Origin of the sequence: Gelidibacter maritimus, assembly GCF_014062315.1 — a bacterium.
GTDB lineage: Bacteria > Bacteroidota > Bacteroidia > Flavobacteriales > Flavobacteriaceae > Gelidibacter > Gelidibacter maritimus.
On sequence record NZ_JACGLT010000011.1, the window covers coordinates 12,410 to 28,992 of the forward strand.

Sequence of the window (16,583 nt, forward strand, 5' to 3'; positions counted from 1 at the left end):
GCAAAGTAGGTTTCAAGCGCTTAGGAGTTGTTTTTTAACGGTAGCTAAAGATTAATAGGTTTGGACTAATCCTTAACCACAATTTAAACAAGTTAGCATTGAGGTCTTTGTTCTAATTGAGATGGTGCTGATATTTTTTCTAACTTTATTGTATCTTTATATCAAATTAATATATCCAAAAATTTTATGAAATCTATTCTGACTCTAATAGCCTTTTTAATACTGTTCAACTTTAAAGGGCTTTCCCAAGAAAGTATTAATGCTTATAAATATGTTATAGTACCAACTTCTTTCAGTTTTTTAAATGAGCCAGACCAATATCAAATCAACTCTCTGACTAAATTTTTATTTGAAAAACAAGGATTTGAAACCCTTTTGGCGGATGAAGAGTTTCCTGAAGACCTAAACAATAACCGTTGTCTCGGCCTGTACGCAGATGTTGAAAAACACAAAGCGTTCTTGAACACCAAACTACAGGTGCACCTAAAAGACTGTAACAATAAAGTGGTGCTTTCATCAGAAATTGGTCAATCGCGAGAAAAGGAATATTCAAAAGTCTATAACCTAGCTATTAGAGATGCTTTTAAGAGCTTCGAGAATTTGAATTACACCTATCAACCAAGCTCTAAAATCGTTGTAAATAATACAAGAACACCGTCTAAAATTGAGGAGAATCCAAAAGTTCAAGAAGAAATTGACCGTTTAAAGAGAGAAGTGGAAGCTTTGAAGGCATTGCGACTTGAAAAAGAAGCTGCTGAGGCCAAAGCCTTGGCTGAAAAGGAAGAAACTCTTGAGCAAGAGCTGACAAATATGGAAGAAAAAGAAGAAAAAATAGTTAAAAAGGAAGCCAAGAAAGAATTGGTTGAAACCTTAAAAAAAGAAAGTAAATCTGATGAAAAAATTCAAACCTTGTTCGCAAACCCTGTGGCCAATGGCTACACAATTTCAGATGCATCTTCTAAGGTTTTGTATCATCTGGTATTTTCGGGTAAGGAAGATGTGTATATCGTTAAGGGACAGGATGCCATTGTCTATAAAATGAACAACAGTTGGATTGTTTCAAATGCCAGCGATTCTGGTGTTTCTATGAAAACGCTTAATGTAAAGTTCAATTAATAACTAAAGTTGTTTCCCAAATGAAAACCCCGAAGCACTTTTCTTGCCTCGGGGTGTTATTCCCACCAGTGGATTTTAAAACTTCAAGATCTGCCTTAGTCGAAAAGTGAATTCCTTATTCATACATCGTGGGCTTGTCCACACTTGCCGATTGGACGCCCCCCGAGATTCTCGATTTCTTATAAACTTCAAGGCTATTTTTGTATTGACTCTCAATTTTATTTATGTCATAGAGTCTGTTTTTTCAAATCTCTATGGTCTATTTTCTATGGTCTTTTCTCTCTATTCTATCCTCTAATACCCATATTTAGATTTCCAACGTTGCTTTAAAAACTCACGTTGCGAATTTTCTCTGGCATTATTACCGGGATTGTAAAGTTTGGTGTTTTTAATTTCATCAGGAAGAAACTCTTGTGGTGCAAAGTTGTTTTCGTAGCTATGGGCGTATTGGTAATTATCACCGTAACCCAATTCTTTCATAAGCTTTGTAGGTGCATTACGTACTGCCAAGGGCACTGATAAATCGCCCGTTTCCCTTACTAATTGTTGCGCTCTCCCAATAGCTTCATAAGCCGAATTGCTCTTTGGAGAGGTCGCTAAATACGTAGCACATTGACTCAGAATGATGCGAGATTCTGGATGTCCAATTACCGAAACCGCCTGAAAAGTGGTATTTGCCATGACCAATGCTGTCGGATTGGCATTGCCAATATCCTCACTGGCCAAAATGAGCAAACGTCTTGCAATAAATTTCACGTCCTCACCACCTTCAATCATCCGCGCCAACCAATACACCGCGCCATTGGGGTCACTTCCACGAATTGATTTAATAAAGGCCGAGATAATATCATAATGCTGATCTCCAGTTTTATCGTAACGCACCGTATTACTCTGTACTTTTTCAAGTACCGAGTCATTGGTAATCTCAATCTTTTCATCATCGTCATAAGAAGTGATGATCAATTCAAAAATATTCAAAAGCTTTCGGGCGTCGCCACCAGAAAGACGCAATAAAGCTTCGGTTTCCTTGAGTTGGATGTCGCGTTTAGACAATAACTCATCTTCCGAAATGGCGCGTTGCAATAAGTTTTCCAAATCTTTTTTATCAAAAGAATTCAGCACATACAACTGGGCACGGGACAGAAGGGCAGGAATAACCTCAAAACTCGGATTTTCAGTCGTGGCACCAATGAGCGTGACCCAACCTTTTTCAACCGCCTCCAATAATGAGTCTTGTTGTGATTTACTGAACCTATGGATCTCGTCAATAAACAATAACGGGTTCTTGGCCGTAAACAAACCGCCACTCTGCTTCGCCTTGTCAATCACCTCACGGATATCCTTGACCCCAGAATTGATAGCACTCAGCTTGTAAAACGGACGGTTGGATTCATTGGCAATAATGTTAGCCAAGGTCGTTTTTCCCGTCCCCGGGGGTCCCCAAAAAATCATGGACGGAATGACGCCCTGTTTAATATGTTGTGTCAAAACCCCTTTGTCGCCAATCAAATGAGATTGACTCAAATAGTCTTTTAAATATTTTGGTCGTAAACGTTCTGCTAATGGTGCATTCATAATGCAAAATTACGGTATTTCGATTGAATGAATAAGTTTCATTACAGCTCTATTTACAAGATTCTCAATTTTACCTTCCCTTTGGGGAGGTCGGAATTGACTTTTTTCAATTCCGGGTGGGGCAAAAGTCGTGCTCTCGCGGCTCAATCTTTTTGTTTTGAAAAAAAACAAAAAGGATTTCAAACAAACCGCTCCATCACTCATGCGTTAGAATTGTAAATGACAAGCCTAGCCATAAAAATTCTAACTGTGTTAAAATGAAATTACTGGTAATTTAAATTTAGTTTCAACGTCAACGTCAACGTCAACGTCAATTTCAATCTCAATTTCAAAAAGATCAGTTACGTGACAATATTTCATATTTCGGTCAAATGGATACGAATTTGATAAGAAACCTTTAAATTTAACCATGAGCAATCAACAACATTTCAGGTATTCAACAGGCGTAGTGGCCTATCCCATCTTTTTTTTGATGCTTATTTGGGTGGTGTTTTGGTTGCAAGTGCGTTTTTTCCCGATTATAAAAACTTGGGGCATAGTCCCGGAAAGTTTGATTGGCCTACGAGGTATTGTGTTAAGCCCACTCATCCATTCCAATATTGAACACATCTACCATAATAGTATTCCGTTGGTTGTACTTACCATGGCCTTATTCTATTTTTACAGACCCATTGCATGGAAAGTCTTGCTTTACGGCATTCTCCTTTCAGGATTGATCACCTGGATGATTGGAAGACCATCAAACCATATTGGCGCCAGCGGCCTTATTTATGTTTTGATCAGTTTTATATTTTTTAAAGGTGTGTTTGCTAAACACTTCCGATTGGTGGCCTTGTCACTATTGATAATTTTTTTATATGGTAGCATGATTTGGTATGTACTCCCTATTAAAGACGGCATGTCTTGGGAAGGGCATTTGGGCGGACTCATTACAGGACTGCTATTTGCCGTTATCTTCAGAAAAGCCATTGCCAAACCAGAACGTTACGTATGGCAGGAGCCACAATACAATGAAGACGACGATCCTTTTTTAAGACATTTTGACGAAAATGGAAATTTTATTGAAAATCTGGAACCTGAAATAGAAAATGATATAGAAACTGAGGGTGAAAATCAATCCCCATCGCTATCGGACGAAGTTGAAGTTACCCGCTTGACAGATGGACAGGAAGTTGAAAGTCTTGACAATCAAAGTCAGCCTAAATTCAATTATATCTACAAGCAAAATCCTAAAAAAGATTAGCTGCCTTTTTTCTTTCTAGGGTTGATGTTTACATAGTGCAAACACAGTTTTCAAGCGCCAAATCCCTAATCCCTATTAATCAAAAATCTAAAGTCTTTGCCTTACTACTTCATACAAGAACGCGCCACAGGCCACAGAAACATTCAAGGATTCAATGTCGCCCAGAATTGGTAGTTTAGCCTTCTCATCAGCAATCTTCAAAATGGACGGATTGATGCCTTTGCCTTCTGATCCCATGATAATTGCACAAGGCTCTGTGAAAGAAACATCGTATAGGGTTTGATCGGTTTTTTCGGTAGCGGCAATCACTTTAATACCTGATGCCTGCATATAGAACACAGCATCTTTAATATGATCAACCTTGCAGATTGGAATCTTGAAAATGGCACCGGCACTCGTTTTGATGGTATCACCATTAACGGGAGCACCACCCTTTTTCTGAATGATAATTCCTGAAACACCGGTGCATTCAGCGGTTCTGATAATCGCTCCAAAATTACGGACATCACTTATCTGGTCTAACAACAGAAACAAAGGTGTCTTGCCTGATTCCAGAACATTGGTCACCAATTCTTCTAACGGATAGAAGCTGATAGGCGCAATTTGAGCCACAACGCCTTGATGGTTCTTAGTGGTCAAACGGTTGAGCTTTTCAACAGGCACATAAGAAAAATTTAATCGTTCTTTATGTAAAAGCTGTTCCAATTCAGTAGATAAATCGCCGCGCAACCCCTTTTGTAAAAAGATTTTGTCAATGTTTTCACCAGATTTAACCGCTTCTATAACCGCTCTGATTCCAAAAATAGTTGTTTCGTGTTCCATGGGCACAAAGGTATAAAATAACCTTCTTAGTTTGTGAAGGTTTATTTAAGAATGCATTTTTAAATTAGCCTATTCCATAAGTCCTAAATAATAAGTGATAAACCAATTAAAATTTTATGGAATGTAAAGTATGTTTTTTAGGAGATTGATATACAGTTTTGAGCGCATTTCAACTGATTGAGATTTCCGTGTTTTGCCTATATTAACATAATGAAGGTTACTGTGATTAAGGTTTAAATAAGGTGAATTCCTGACGTGGATAGCTCGATGGGAGGTGGGAACATCAATTTAGTTCAGGTTTAAAAAGTTGCGGTCAGACTGATGTGGATTTTCGAGTTTGACAGTTTAATGCTTTGGTTTTCCGAGCTCCCATTGCTATAATTCAATTTAAAAAGCCCGGCTTGTGTGAGCACTCCAAACCCAAAACCCAATCCCAATAGTTTAGCTTTAGTGTCAAGGATCTGATTTTCATAATAGGCAAGATCGATGATACTATTAACATAGAGGTTGCTTGAAACTCTATAACGGTATTCTGTATTGAGGACCGCATACAAATTGGCTGTCAAACTTTGCTCTTCAAAACCTCTTATGGAATTTATGCCTCCAAACCGAAATAATTCGTTTTCAATATAGGTGTCCGAATATAATACGGAAGCACTGATTTGACCATATAGGCTGTTCTTAAGATTGAGATTGACTATTTTAAAACTGTTCAGTTCCAGTTTTGTCTGAGATTCTTTGAGGTTCTCAATGGTTCTTTGACCTACACCTGCAGAAATATCAAACTGAAAATTGATCGGAAACAGCTTGTCGTAATGTTGAGGTTTAGAATGATGGTAGCTCAGATTGTAAAAAACCGATTTAAAATCAGCAATGCTTAACATGGCATTGTCCAATAAATTAGTGGACGCCTGAGTATTAATGCCCATGGCTAAACTGTTTTTCGGATCGAATTGATAGTCCATCTTGGCAAACTGTGTTGTCGTTACAAAGGACGAATCCCTTTTAAAAATATTGAGCCCGAGCTGCATCCCTAAGGGCGACCCTAATAGATAGGGGAGTTTGGCCTTGACATCAAATGTCTTTTGCTCACTTTCATCGCTTTTGTATAACAACCGGAAAGATTCGCCATAATTAAGATTGTTGATTAAGTTCAGATTAAGATAGCCGTCAAACTCTAATTTATCAGAATCGCTATTCGTACCAAAACCAAGAAACCCATCAAACGTATTGCTTTTTTGTTTCTCTACATATATATATAGTAAAGTCGAATCTTTAGTAAAAAGTACTTCCGGATCCTTTATTTGGGCAGCAAACTGTAAATTCTCTAAAGCTTCCGTTTTTCCTTTTATGCTTTTTAAATTGAATACTTGCTTGCTTCTGATCTTTAAGTAGCGCTTAACATAAGATTTAGGGAATTTAGCGTAACCTTTAACAATAACCGTATCGAGGGTTCTTTGCTGTTGTTCCACAATGTTCAAATCTGCAGACAATACACCGTCCTTTTTTTTAATGTTGGTAAGTTGTAAGGTCGAAAAAGGATTTCCGATGCTGGCCAATTCAGCGTTAAGGGTTTCAAGAGAGGTCTCCAAATTTGTAATGTCTATTTCAAAATAGCGGTCAGTAATAGAATTGGATACTAATTTTAAAATTTTTGTATTAAAGTCAGCACCAAAATAGATTTTAGCCTTTTTATAACGTTCGCCCAAGGTGTAGGTAGCTACAAAAGAAGAGGCATTGGTTTGTTCTAAACCAAGAAACCCACTTTCCAAATACCCTAAATGCATTAAGGAGTTTGCTATTGAATTGAGCTCTATTTCAAGTGAATTAAAGTCGGTAAAATTTCGTTGATAATTTATGGCCTCTAATAGGGATGTCGCGTCCTCAGTGGTGCCGATAGCTTTAAGGGATAAAGATTGGGCCATAAGATTGGAAGTGGAAAGCCAACCAAGCAAAAAAATAAGGGAGATTGTTTTTATGGACATGTGAAACGTAAACAACTATAAAGCTAACGGAAAAATTTACTTAAAAATATATGCTATGTTAAATAATTGGTCAAAGATTAAAAAATTAATCACTTAACATTTGAAAAAGAAAAATTATTTTCTACCTTTGCAGCCCTCAAAAGCGAGGGTTAAAATAAATTTATATAGAAATATATGCCAACAATTTCACAATTAGTACGAAAAGGAAGAACCAAAATAACCAAGAAGAGTAAATCGGTTGCCCTTGATTCGTGTCCACAAAGACGTGGTGTGTGTACTCGTGTTTACACGACGACGCCTAAGAAACCTAACTCAGCAATGCGTAAGGTGGCAAGGGTTCGTTTGACAAACGGAAACGAGGTTAACGCATACATCGGCGGTGAAGGACATAATCTACAGGAGCACTCGATAGTATTGGTTAGAGGTGGAAGGGTAAAGGATTTGCCAGGAGTTAGATATCACATCGTTCGTGGTGCCTTGGACACTGCAGGTGTTACAGGTAGAACGCAACGAAGATCTAAGTACGGAACAAAACGCCCTAAGAAGTAAAACAAGTTAGGAGTTAAGAGTGGTGGGTTCTGAGTGCATACGCCTCAATAACTATCCTCTGACGACAAACAACTAAAAACTCAAAAGAAGACATGAGAAAAAAAGCAGCAAAAAAGAGACCGCTTTTGCCGGATCCACGTTTTAACGATCAATTAGTGACTCGTTTCGTTAATATGATGATGTGGGATGGAAAGAAGTCTGTAGCTTTTAAAGTATTTTATGATGCAATTGACATCGTAGAATCAAAGAAAACTGACGACGAAAAAACAGCTTTGGAAACATGGAAAGACGCTTTATCTAACGTTATGCCTCACGTAGAAGTACGTAGCAGACGTGTTGGAGGTGCTACATTCCAGATCCCAATGCAGATTCGTCCAGACCGTAAAGTATCTACCGCCATGAAATGGATGATTAGTTACTCACGAAAAAGAAACGAAAAATCTATGCCAGCAAAACTTGCAGCTGAAATTTTAGCCGCAGCCAAAGAAGAAGGTGCTGCTGTTAAAAAGCGCATGGATACACATAAAATGGCAGAAGCTAACAAAGCATTCTCACACTTTAGATTCTAAAACATGGCAAGAGATTTATTACTTACAAGAAATATTGGAATTGCAGCACATATTGATGCTGGAAAAACAACAACAACAGAGCGTATTTTATTCTATACCGGTGTCAATCATAAATTAGGTGAAACTCACGAAGGGTCATCTACTATGGACTGGATGGAGCAAGAAGCAGAAAGAGGTATTACCATTACTTCGGCTGCAACTACTTGTGACTGGGTGTTTCCTAAAGAAAATGGAGAGCCAACGGAAGATGCGCAAAGTTATCACTTTAATATTATTGATACTCCAGGTCACGTTGATTTTACGGTGGAAGTAAACCGTTCATTACGTGTTCTTGATGGTTTGGTGTTCTTGTTTAGTGCAGTTGATGGTGTTGAACCACAATCTGAAACTAACTGGAGACTTGCCGATAACTATAAAGTACCAAGAATCGGGTTTGTTAACAAAATGGACCGTCAAGGTGCAAACTTTTTAGAAGTTAACAAGCAAGTTAAAGAAATGCTCGGATCTAATGCAGTGCCAATTGTATTGCCTATTGGAGACGAAGGCGACTTTAGAGGTATTGTAGACTTGGTTAAGAATAGAGCTATTGTATGGCATGATGAGAACTTTGGTTCTACATTTGACGTGGTGCCTATTCCTGAAGATATGAAGGAAGAAGTTCGTGAGTTCAGAGCTTTATTAATTGAAGAAGTTGCTACTTACGACGAAAACCTACTAGAGAAATTCATGGAAGATGAAGACTCTATTACAGAAGACGAAGTGCACGCTGCTTTAAGAGCCGCTGTTATGGATATGGCTATCATTCCTATGGTATGTGGGTCATCTTTCAAAAATAAAGGCGTTCAATTCTTATTAGACGCAGTATGTCGTTACTTGCCTTCTCCAATGGATAGAGAAAGCGTTGTGGGTGTGAACCCTGAAACGGAGAAAGAAGAAAAACGTAAGCCAAGTGTTGCTGAGCCATTTTCAGCTTTGGCATTTAAGATTGCTACGGATCCATTTGTAGGACGTTTGGCTTTCTTTAGAGTTTACTCTGGACGTTTGGAGGCTGGATCTTATATCTTGAACAACCGTTCAGGTAAAAAAGAGCGTATCTCACGTATCTACCAAATGCACTCTAATAAACAAAATGCACTTGACTTTATTGAAGCAGGTGATATTGGAGCTGCGGTAGGATTTAAGGATATTAAGACTGGTGATACCATGTCTGATGAAAAACATCCAATTGTTTTAGAATCTATGGACTTCCCAGATCCAGTAATTGGTATTGCTGTGGAGCCAAAGACTAAAGCAGATGTTGATAAAATGGGTATGGCACTGTCAAAATTGGCAGAGGAAGATCCAACGTTTACAGTAAGAACTGACGAAGCTTCAGGACAGACCATTATTTCTGGAATGGGTGAGCTTCACTTAGATATTATTGTTGATCGAATGCGTCGTGAATTCAAAGTTGAAGTCAACCAAGGAGCACCGCAAGTTGAGTATAAAGAAGCTATCACCAAAGTAGCAGAGCACAGAGAGGTTTACAAAAAACAATCTGGTGGTCGTGGTAAATTTGCTGATATCCAATTTACACTAGAGCCGGCTGAAGAAGGCAAAATAGGATTGGAGTTTATTTCTGCAATTAAAGGTGGTAACGTTCCTAAAGAATTCATCCCTTCAATTGAAAAAGGATTTAAACAAGCAATGGTCAATGGCCCATTGGCAGGCTACGAAGTGGATGCTATGAAAGTAACATTGACAGATGGTTCGTACCACGATGTTGACTCTGATCAATTATCCTTTGAATTGGCTGCAAGACTTGGATTTAGAAATGCTGCCAAAGCTGCTAAAGCCGTTATCATGGAACCAATAATGAAGATTGAGGTGATTACACCAGAAGAAAACATGGGTGATATTGTTGGAGACTTGAACCGTCGTAGAGGACAAGTAAGTGATATGGGGGACAGAGCTGGAGCAAAAACAGTTAAGGCAACGGTACCTTTATCTGAAATGTTTGGATATGTAACAACATTAAGAACATTGTCTTCAGGTAGAGCAACATCAACAATGGAATTTTCACATTATGCTGAAACACCTTCTAACATATCTGAAGAAGTGATTAAGGCAGCTAAAGGCGTCGAAGCTTAAATTATAAGAAAATGAGTCAAAAAATCAGAATAAAGCTAAAATCATACGATCACAGTTTAGTAGACAAATCTGCTGATAAGATTGTGAAAACAGTAAAAAGTACTGGCGCAGTTGTAACGGGACCAATCCCATTACCAACACACAAGAAAATTTTCACTGTACTACGTTCACCACACGTTAATAAAAAGGCGAGAGAGCAGTTTCAATTAAGCTCTTACAAAAGACTATTGGACATCTACAGTTCGTCATCAAAAACTATTGACGCGTTGATGAAGCTTGAATTGCCAAGTGGTGTTGAAGTAGAGATCAAAGTATAAAAACACTTGCGAAGGCAGGTATCTCGAAATCAAAAGTGTTTTTGAATTGAGAGATCCCCGCATTCACGAGAATAGACATGTCCTAAGCTGCGGGCGAGGGAAAAACGGTAAAAATACATTCAGGGCTGAAGTATTTTCGGCCCTGAATATTTTTAAATAGTGAAGGGACAAGTCGCGACTTGTCCATTATAAAACAAAAGGAGGGCAAGTCGCGACTTGTCCATAACATACAAAATAATAATTATGTCTGGGTTAATAGGAAAAAAGATCGGTATGACCAGCATCTTTGATGAAAACGGGAAAAACATTCCTTGTACAGTAATCGAAGCTGGACCATGTATCGTTACCCAAGTCAGAACCAAAGAGGTTGACGGGTATAGTGCTCTGCAACTTGGTTTCGATGACAAGACAGAGAAAAGCGCCACAAAAGCTGAAGCAGGTCATGCTAAGAAAGCTGGTACTTCTGTTAAAAGAAAAGTCGTTGAATTCCAAGGGTTTGGAGAAGATTACAAATTAGGTGATGCCATCACTGTAGAACATTTCATTGAAGGTGAATATGTTGACGTTGCAGGTACATCTAAAGGAAAAGGATTTCAAGGCGTTGTAAGACGTCACGGATTTGGTGGATCAGAAATGACCCACGGTCAGCAAAGTATGGGAAGAGCTCCTGGTTCTGTTGGTGCAGCTTCATATCCTGGAAGAGTATTCAAAGGAAAGAAGATGGCCGGTAGAATGGGTGGCGAAAGAGTGAATGTTGAAAATTTAAGAGTGTACAAAGTAGTTCCTGAAAAGAACTTGTTGGTGGTTAAAGGATGTGTTCCTGGTCATAAAAACTCTTATGTAATTATTCAGAAATAATGAAAGTAGCAGTTGTAGATTTAAACGGAAAAGACACAGGTAGAGAGGTTGAGCTTTCTGCGGATGTGTTTGCTATTGAACCTAATAACCATGCGGTTTACTTAGATGTTAAGCAATTTCTTGCCAACCAACGTCAAGGAACGCATAAATCTAAAGAAAGAGCTGAGATCTCTGGAAGTACACGTAAGATAAAAAAGCAGAAAGGTACAGGTACTGCGCGTGCAGGATCTATCAAGTCTGGAATTTTTAGAGGTGGTGGACGTATGTTTGGTCCAAGACCAAAAAATTATAGCTTTAAATTGAACAAAGGACTTAAACGCTTAGCGCGAAAATCAGCCTTGTCAATGAAAGCAAATGACCAAGCAATTGTGGTAATGGAGGACTTCAATTTTGATGCTCCAAAAACCAAAAACTTCACTAACGTATTGAAGGCCTTGGGTGTTGAGAATAAAAAATCTCTGTTTGTGTTGGGAGCGTCAAATAATAATGTATATTTGTCCTCACGTAATTTAAAAGGTTCTGACGTTGTAATGAGCTCGGAATTAAGCACTTACAAGATTTTAAATGCAAACAAATTAATCCTTTTGGAGAGCTCTTTAGAAGGAATTGAATCGAATTTAAGTAAATAAGGAAACATGAGTATCTTAATTAAACCTATAATCACTGAAAAAGCGACTACTGATAGCGAGTTAAATAACTGCTACAGTTTCCAAGTGAATACGAAGGCGAACAAGGTTGAAATAAAAAAAGCGGTGGAAGCTGCTTATGGCGTTTCCGTTGAAAAAGTTCGCACTATAAATGTCCGTCCAGACAGAAGAACCCGTCACACAAAGACCGGTATTCAAGTTGGTAAAACAAATGCTGTCAAAAAAGCAATTGTACAACTGGCGGAAGGGGAATCTATTGATTTATACACTAACATGTAATTAAAGACAAATGTCAGTAAGAAAATTAAAACCTACCACACCAGGTCAGCGATTTAGAGTAGTTAATGGTTTTGACGCCATTACTACTGATAAGCCGGAAAAGAGCTTGCTCGTTCCGAACAAAAGATCAGGTGGTAGAAACAGTCAAGGAAAAATGACCATGCGCCAAATAGGTGGCGGTCATAAGAAAAGGTATCGTGTTATCGATTTCAAACGTAACAAAGCTGGAATACCAGCCGAAATTATGTCTATTGAGTACGATCCAAACAGGACAGCATTTATCGCACTTTTGAATTATCAAGATGGTGAAAAACGTTACGTCATTGCCCAAGCGGGGATGAAAGTGGGACGAAATGTCGTTTCTGGAACTGAGAATATTGCTCCAGAAATTGGAAATGCAATGACGTTGAAGCATGTACCACTTGGTACTATTATTTCTTGTATTGAACTGCGTCCTGGACAAGGAGCAATTATGGCAAGAAGTGCTGGTTCATTTGCCCAATTAATGGCAAGAGATGGAAAATTTGCATCCGTGAAATTGCCATCTGGTGAAACACGTTTGGTTCTTGTAGAATGTATGGCGACTATTGGTGCGGTATCTAATCATGATCATCAATTGATAGTTTCCGGTAAAGCTGGTAGATCAAGATGGTTGGGTAGACGTCCACGTGTTAGACCAGTAGCAATGAACCCTGTAGATCACCCAATGGGTGGTGGTGAAGGTCGTGCTTCAGGTGGTCATCCAAGATCAAGAAATGGAATTCCTGCAAAAGGTTATAGAACACGTACTAGAACCAAGGCAAGCAACAAGTATATTGTAGAACGTAGAAAGAAATAATTGAGATAATATGGCACGTTCATTAAAAAAAGGACCTTACATCCATTATAAATTGAGTAAAAAAGTTGAAGAGAATGTAGCTTCAAACAAAAAGACGGTAATCAAAACGTGGTCAAGAGCCTCTATGATTTCACCGGATTTTGTTGGACAAACAATCGCTGTTCACAATGGTCGTCAATTTGTACCAGTATATATTACTGAGAACATGGTAGGTCATAAGTTAGGAGAATTTTCACCAACCCGATCGTTTAGAGGTCACGCAGGTGCAAAAAATAAAGGTAAAAAATAAATAGAGCTATGGGAAGTCGTAAAAAACTAATGGCAGACGCTATTAAGGAAGAAAAAAAGCACATTGCTTTTGCTAAGCTTAATAACTGTCCTACCTCACCAAGAAAAATGCGTTTAGTGGCAGATTTGGTCAGAGGACAAAAAGCTGAAATGGCTCTAAATATCTTAAGATTTAGCCCAAAGGAAGCATCTCGAAGATTAGAGAAGTTGGTGCTTTCAGCAATTGCCAATTGGCAAGCAAAAAACGAAGATGCAAGCATAGAAGATGCTGACTTGTTCGTTAAAGAGATCAGAGTAGATGGTGGCGCAATGTTGAAGAGACTACGCCCAGCACCTCAAGGTCGTGCACACAGAATTAGAAAACGTTCCAATCACGTAACCGTGGTTATTGGAGCAAAAAATAACACACAAGCTTAAATAGAGATATGGGACAAAAGACAAATCCAATCGGAAATCGTTTAGGAATTATCAGAGGATGGGAGTCTAACTGGTATGGTGGCAATGATTATGGAGATAAACTTGCTGAAGACGACAAGATTAGAAAATATATCCATGCTCGTTTATCTAAAGCTAGTGTGTCGAGAGTAATTATTGAGCGTACGCTTAAACTTGTAACCGTTACTATCACAACTGCAAGACCTGGTATCATTATCGGGAAAGGTGGTCAAGAGGTAGACAAGCTAAAAGAAGAGCTTAAGAAAATTACAGATAAGGAAGTTCAATTGAACATCTTCGAGATCAAGAGACCAGAATTGGATGCCTTTTTAGTGGCGTCTAGCGTTGCTCGTCAAATCGAGAATCGTATTTCTTACAGACGTGCCATCAAAATGGCCATTGCTGCAACAATGCGAATGAACGCTGAAGGAATCAAGATCCAAATTAGTGGCCGTTTAAACGGTGCTGAAATGGCACGTTCTGAGCACTATAAAGAAGGAAGAATTCCATTATCAACATTTAGAGCCGACATTGATTATGCTTTAGTTGAGGCACACACTACTTACGGTAGATTGGGTGTTAAAGTATGGATCATGAAAGGTGAAGTATATGGTAAAAGAGAGCTTTCACCGTTAGTTGGTTTATCCAAAAAACAAGGCAAAGGAGGATCTGATTCGCCAAGACGAGGAGGGAATAAGGCCCGCCGTAGAAAGTAATTTTTAAAGTAAAAGAAAAATGTTACAACCTAAAAAGACAAAATTCCGTAAGCAGCAAAAAGGCCGCATGAAAGGAAATACCGGTAGAGGACATAAACTTTCAAATGGAATGTTTGGTATAAAATCGGTACACGAAACAGGCATGTTTTTGACATCTCGTCAAATTGAAGCAGCGCGTATTGCAGCGACACGTTATATGAAAAGAGAAGGACAACTTTGGATCAAAGTTTTTCCGGATAAGCCTATCACCAAAAAGCCTCTTGAAGTACGTATGGGTAAAGGTAAGGGTGCTGTAGAGTATTGGGTAGCCGTAGTTAAACCTGGCCGAGTGATGTTTGAAGTTGGTGGCGTATCAATAGACGTTGCAAAAGAAGCATTACGCTTGGCGGCTCAAAAATTACCTGTAAAAACAAAATTCGTAGTCGCAAGAGATTACGGTGTTTAATACATAGATATTATGAAGCAATCAGAAATTAAACAGCTTTCTACAGCTGAATTACAAGATAAGTTAGGTGAAACTAAAAAGAGTTATGCTGACCTGAATATGGCTCATGCTATCTCCCCATTAGAAAATCCGATTCAATTACGCAACGTGAGACGTTCTGTAGCAAGAATTGCAACCGAATTAACTAAAAGAGAAGTACAATAATTTGTATTCCGCTGAAAGATGGAAAAAAGAAATTTAAGAAAAGAACGTATAGGAGTTGTAACTAGTAACAAAATGATGAAGTCCATCGTTGTTGCCGAGGTTAAGAAAGTAAAACATCCTATGTATGGAAAATTCGTGTTAAAAACGAAAAAATACGTTGCACACGATGAGACAAACGACTGTAACATTGGAGATACGGTAAAGATCATGGAGACACGACCTTTAAGTAAATCTAAGTGTTGGAGACTAGTAGAAATAATTGAAAGAGCTAAGTAATTATGTTACAACAAGAATCAAGATTAAAAGTAGCTGATAACACCGGAGCAAAGGAAGTCATGACTATCCGTGTTCTAGGTGGTACTAAAAGAAGGTATGCTTCTCTAGGTGATAAGATAGTTGTTTCTGTTAAAGATGCAACACCTAATGGTAATATCAAAAAGGGAGCTGTTTCCACGGCTGTTGTTGTACGTACCAAAAAGGAGGTAAGACGTCCAGATGGATCATACATCAGATTTGATGATAACGCTTGTGTACTTTTAAATCCGCAAGGAGAAATGAGAGGAACGCGTGTTTTTGGACCTGTAGCAAGAGAGCTTCGTGATAAGCAATTCATGAAAATTGTATCCTTGGCACCTGAAGTACTGTAAGAACGCAAAATGTGGCGTAGCAACAGTTAAGCATTTCAAAAATAGATAAAGATGACGACAAAGTTTAAAATAAAATCAGGAGATACAGTACAAGTCATTGCTGGAGACCATAAAGGTACGGAAGGTAAAGTTGTAAAGATCTTAAAGGATAAGAACAAGGCAATCGTTGAAGGCGTGAACATGGTTAAGAAACACACTAAGCCAAGTGCACAAAGTCCTCAAGGTGGCATTGTAGAGAAAGAAGCGCCTATCCATATTTCCAACCTATCACTTTTGAACAGCAAAGGTGAAACAACACGTGTTGGGTATAGAATGGAAGGTGATAAAAAAGTGAGATTTTCTAAAAAATCAAATGAAGTAATTTAGTTATGGCATATATTCCAAGATTAAAAAAAGAGTATAAGGAAAAAGGAATTTCCGCTCTTACAGAAGAATTCGGATATAAAAACGTAATGCAGGTTCCTAAGCTCGAAAAGATAGTATTGTCAAAAGGCGTAGGTGCAGCAGTTGCCGATAAAAAATTAGTAGACCATGCGGTGGAAGAGTTGACCAAAATTTCTGGTCAGAAAGCTGTTCCTACAGTTTCTAAAAAAGATATCGCATCGTTTAAATTACGTAAAGGAATGCCAATAGGAGCAAGAGTTACATTACGCGGTGAGCAAATGTATGAGTTTCTTGACCGTTTGGTGACTTCAGCATTACCACGTGTAAGAGACTTTAACGGTATTAAAGCTAAAGGCTTTGACGGTAGAGGAAATTACAACTTGGGTATTACTGAACAAATTATATTTCCGGAAATTGATATTGATAAAGTCAACAATATTTCAGGAATGGATATTACCTTTGTGACTTCAGCTGATACAGATAAAGAAGCAAAATCGCTATTAACAGAATTGGGATTACCTTTTCAAAAGAATTAA

The 16,583-nt window shown here is 38.3% G+C and carries 22 protein-coding genes; 19 read left to right on the forward strand and 3 right to left on the reverse strand.

What is annotated here, in order from left to right:
* Positions 1-186 precede the first annotated feature (186 nt).
* The gene (locus H3Z82_RS13320) at positions 187-1,116 is read left to right on the forward strand and encodes a hypothetical protein (protein ID WP_182206007.1); all 930 of its coding nucleotides are present in this window, start codon (positions 187-189) and stop codon (positions 1,114-1,116) included.
* Between the two features lie 294 nt (positions 1,117-1,410).
* Here H3Z82_RS13320 and H3Z82_RS13325 read toward each other — a convergent pair whose 3' ends face one another.
* The gene (locus H3Z82_RS13325; RefSeq protein ID WP_182206008.1) at positions 1,411-2,691 is read right to left on the reverse strand and encodes a replication-associated recombination protein A; all 1,281 of its coding nucleotides are present in this window, start codon (positions 2,689-2,691) and stop codon (positions 1,411-1,413) included.
* A 409-nt stretch (positions 2,692-3,100) separates the two neighbouring features.
* On the opposite strand from H3Z82_RS13325, the gene H3Z82_RS13330 reads away from it, so the two are divergent.
* Positions 3,101-3,934, forward strand: a complete 834-nt coding sequence (locus H3Z82_RS13330; RefSeq protein ID WP_182206009.1) for a rhomboid family intramembrane serine protease — start codon at positions 3,101-3,103, stop codon at positions 3,932-3,934.
* 87 nt (positions 3,935-4,021) lie between these two features.
* Here H3Z82_RS13330 and rlmB read toward each other — a convergent pair whose 3' ends face one another.
* Both rlmB and H3Z82_RS13340 read right to left on the reverse strand, forming a co-directional pair.
* Positions 4,022-4,756, reverse strand: a complete 735-nt coding sequence (gene rlmB / locus H3Z82_RS13335; RefSeq protein ID WP_182206010.1) for a 23S rRNA (guanosine(2251)-2'-O)-methyltransferase RlmB — start codon at positions 4,754-4,756, stop codon at positions 4,022-4,024.
* Positions 4,757-5,055: 299 nt separating this feature from the next.
* Positions 5,056-6,681 carry a ShlB/FhaC/HecB family hemolysin secretion/activation protein gene (locus H3Z82_RS13340; RefSeq protein ID WP_182206011.1) on the reverse strand — a complete coding sequence of 542 codons (1,626 nt, stop codon included), beginning with the start codon at positions 6,679-6,681 and terminating at the stop codon, positions 5,056-5,058.
* Between the two features lie 234 nt (positions 6,682-6,915).
* Between H3Z82_RS13340 and rpsL the strand changes: the two genes are divergently transcribed.
* The 17 genes from rpsL (at position 6,916) to rplE (ending at position 16,583) form a co-directional block, all read left to right on the forward strand.
* Positions 6,916-7,290: a 30S ribosomal protein S12 gene (rpsL, locus tag H3Z82_RS13345; RefSeq protein ID WP_027126027.1), complete on the forward strand. Its 375-nt coding sequence runs from the start codon at positions 6,916-6,918 to the stop codon at positions 7,288-7,290.
* A 92-nt stretch (positions 7,291-7,382) separates the two neighbouring features.
* Complete coding sequence (gene rpsG, locus H3Z82_RS13350) at positions 7,383-7,859, forward strand: 30S ribosomal protein S7 (protein ID WP_182206012.1); 477 nt, start codon at positions 7,383-7,385, stop codon at positions 7,857-7,859.
* 3 nt (positions 7,860-7,862) lie between these two features.
* The gene (gene fusA / locus H3Z82_RS13355) at positions 7,863-9,989 is read left to right on the forward strand and encodes an elongation factor G (RefSeq protein ID WP_182206013.1); all 2,127 of its coding nucleotides are present in this window, start codon (positions 7,863-7,865) and stop codon (positions 9,987-9,989) included.
* A gap of 11 nt (positions 9,990-10,000) precedes the next feature.
* Positions 10,001-10,306, forward strand: coding sequence for a 30S ribosomal protein S10 (gene rpsJ / locus H3Z82_RS13360; protein ID WP_129018480.1), 306 nt, complete (start codon positions 10,001-10,003; stop codon positions 10,304-10,306).
* Positions 10,307-10,549: 243 nt separating this feature from the next.
* Positions 10,550-11,164: a 50S ribosomal protein L3 gene (rplC, locus tag H3Z82_RS13365; protein ID WP_182206014.1), complete on the forward strand. Its 615-nt coding sequence runs from the start codon at positions 10,550-10,552 to the stop codon at positions 11,162-11,164.
* Positions 11,164-11,793 (forward strand): 50S ribosomal protein L4, encoded by a 630-nt coding sequence (rplD, locus tag H3Z82_RS13370; protein WP_182206015.1) that lies wholly within the window; start codon positions 11,164-11,166, stop codon positions 11,791-11,793. Before rplC ends, rplD begins: the two co-directional genes overlap by 1 nt.
* 6 nt (positions 11,794-11,799) lie before the next feature.
* Positions 11,800-12,090 (forward strand): 50S ribosomal protein L23, encoded by a 291-nt coding sequence (gene rplW, locus H3Z82_RS13375; RefSeq protein ID WP_182206016.1) that lies wholly within the window; start codon positions 11,800-11,802, stop codon positions 12,088-12,090.
* 10 nt (positions 12,091-12,100) lie between these two features.
* The gene (gene rplB, locus H3Z82_RS13380; protein ID WP_182206017.1) at positions 12,101-12,928 is read left to right on the forward strand and encodes a 50S ribosomal protein L2; all 828 of its coding nucleotides are present in this window, start codon (positions 12,101-12,103) and stop codon (positions 12,926-12,928) included.
* A gap of 10 nt (positions 12,929-12,938) precedes the next feature.
* Positions 12,939-13,217, forward strand: coding sequence for a 30S ribosomal protein S19 (rpsS, locus tag H3Z82_RS13385; RefSeq protein WP_163517581.1), 279 nt, complete (start codon positions 12,939-12,941; stop codon positions 13,215-13,217).
* 8 nt (positions 13,218-13,225) lie between these two features.
* Positions 13,226-13,633 (forward strand): 50S ribosomal protein L22, encoded by a 408-nt coding sequence (gene rplV / locus H3Z82_RS13390; protein WP_182206018.1) that lies wholly within the window; start codon positions 13,226-13,228, stop codon positions 13,631-13,633.
* 8 nt (positions 13,634-13,641) lie between these two features.
* Positions 13,642-14,367 carry a 30S ribosomal protein S3 gene (rpsC, locus tag H3Z82_RS13395; protein WP_182206019.1) on the forward strand — a complete coding sequence of 242 codons (726 nt, stop codon included), beginning with the start codon at positions 13,642-13,644 and terminating at the stop codon, positions 14,365-14,367.
* Positions 14,368-14,386: 19 nt separating this feature from the next.
* Complete coding sequence (rplP, locus tag H3Z82_RS13400) at positions 14,387-14,812, forward strand: 50S ribosomal protein L16 (protein ID WP_182206020.1); 426 nt, start codon at positions 14,387-14,389, stop codon at positions 14,810-14,812.
* 12 nt (positions 14,813-14,824) lie between these two features.
* Positions 14,825-15,016, forward strand: coding sequence for a 50S ribosomal protein L29 (gene rpmC / locus H3Z82_RS13405; protein ID WP_027126039.1), 192 nt, complete (start codon positions 14,825-14,827; stop codon positions 15,014-15,016).
* 18 nt (positions 15,017-15,034) lie between these two features.
* Entirely contained in the window at positions 15,035-15,292 is a 258-nt protein-coding gene (rpsQ, locus tag H3Z82_RS13410) for a 30S ribosomal protein S17 (RefSeq protein WP_013869035.1), read from the forward strand.
* A gap of 2 nt (positions 15,293-15,294) precedes the next feature.
* The gene (gene rplN, locus H3Z82_RS13415) at positions 15,295-15,663 is read left to right on the forward strand and encodes a 50S ribosomal protein L14 (protein ID WP_182206021.1); all 369 of its coding nucleotides are present in this window, start codon (positions 15,295-15,297) and stop codon (positions 15,661-15,663) included.
* A 51-nt stretch (positions 15,664-15,714) separates the two neighbouring features.
* A complete protein-coding gene (rplX, locus tag H3Z82_RS13420) occupies positions 15,715-16,029 on the forward strand; it encodes a 50S ribosomal protein L24 (protein WP_182206022.1) in 315 nt (104 codons plus the stop codon).
* Positions 16,030-16,031: 2 nt separating this feature from the next.
* On the forward strand, positions 16,032-16,583 hold the full coding sequence (rplE, locus tag H3Z82_RS13425) for a 50S ribosomal protein L5 (protein WP_182206023.1): 552 nt from the start codon (positions 16,032-16,034) through the stop codon (positions 16,581-16,583).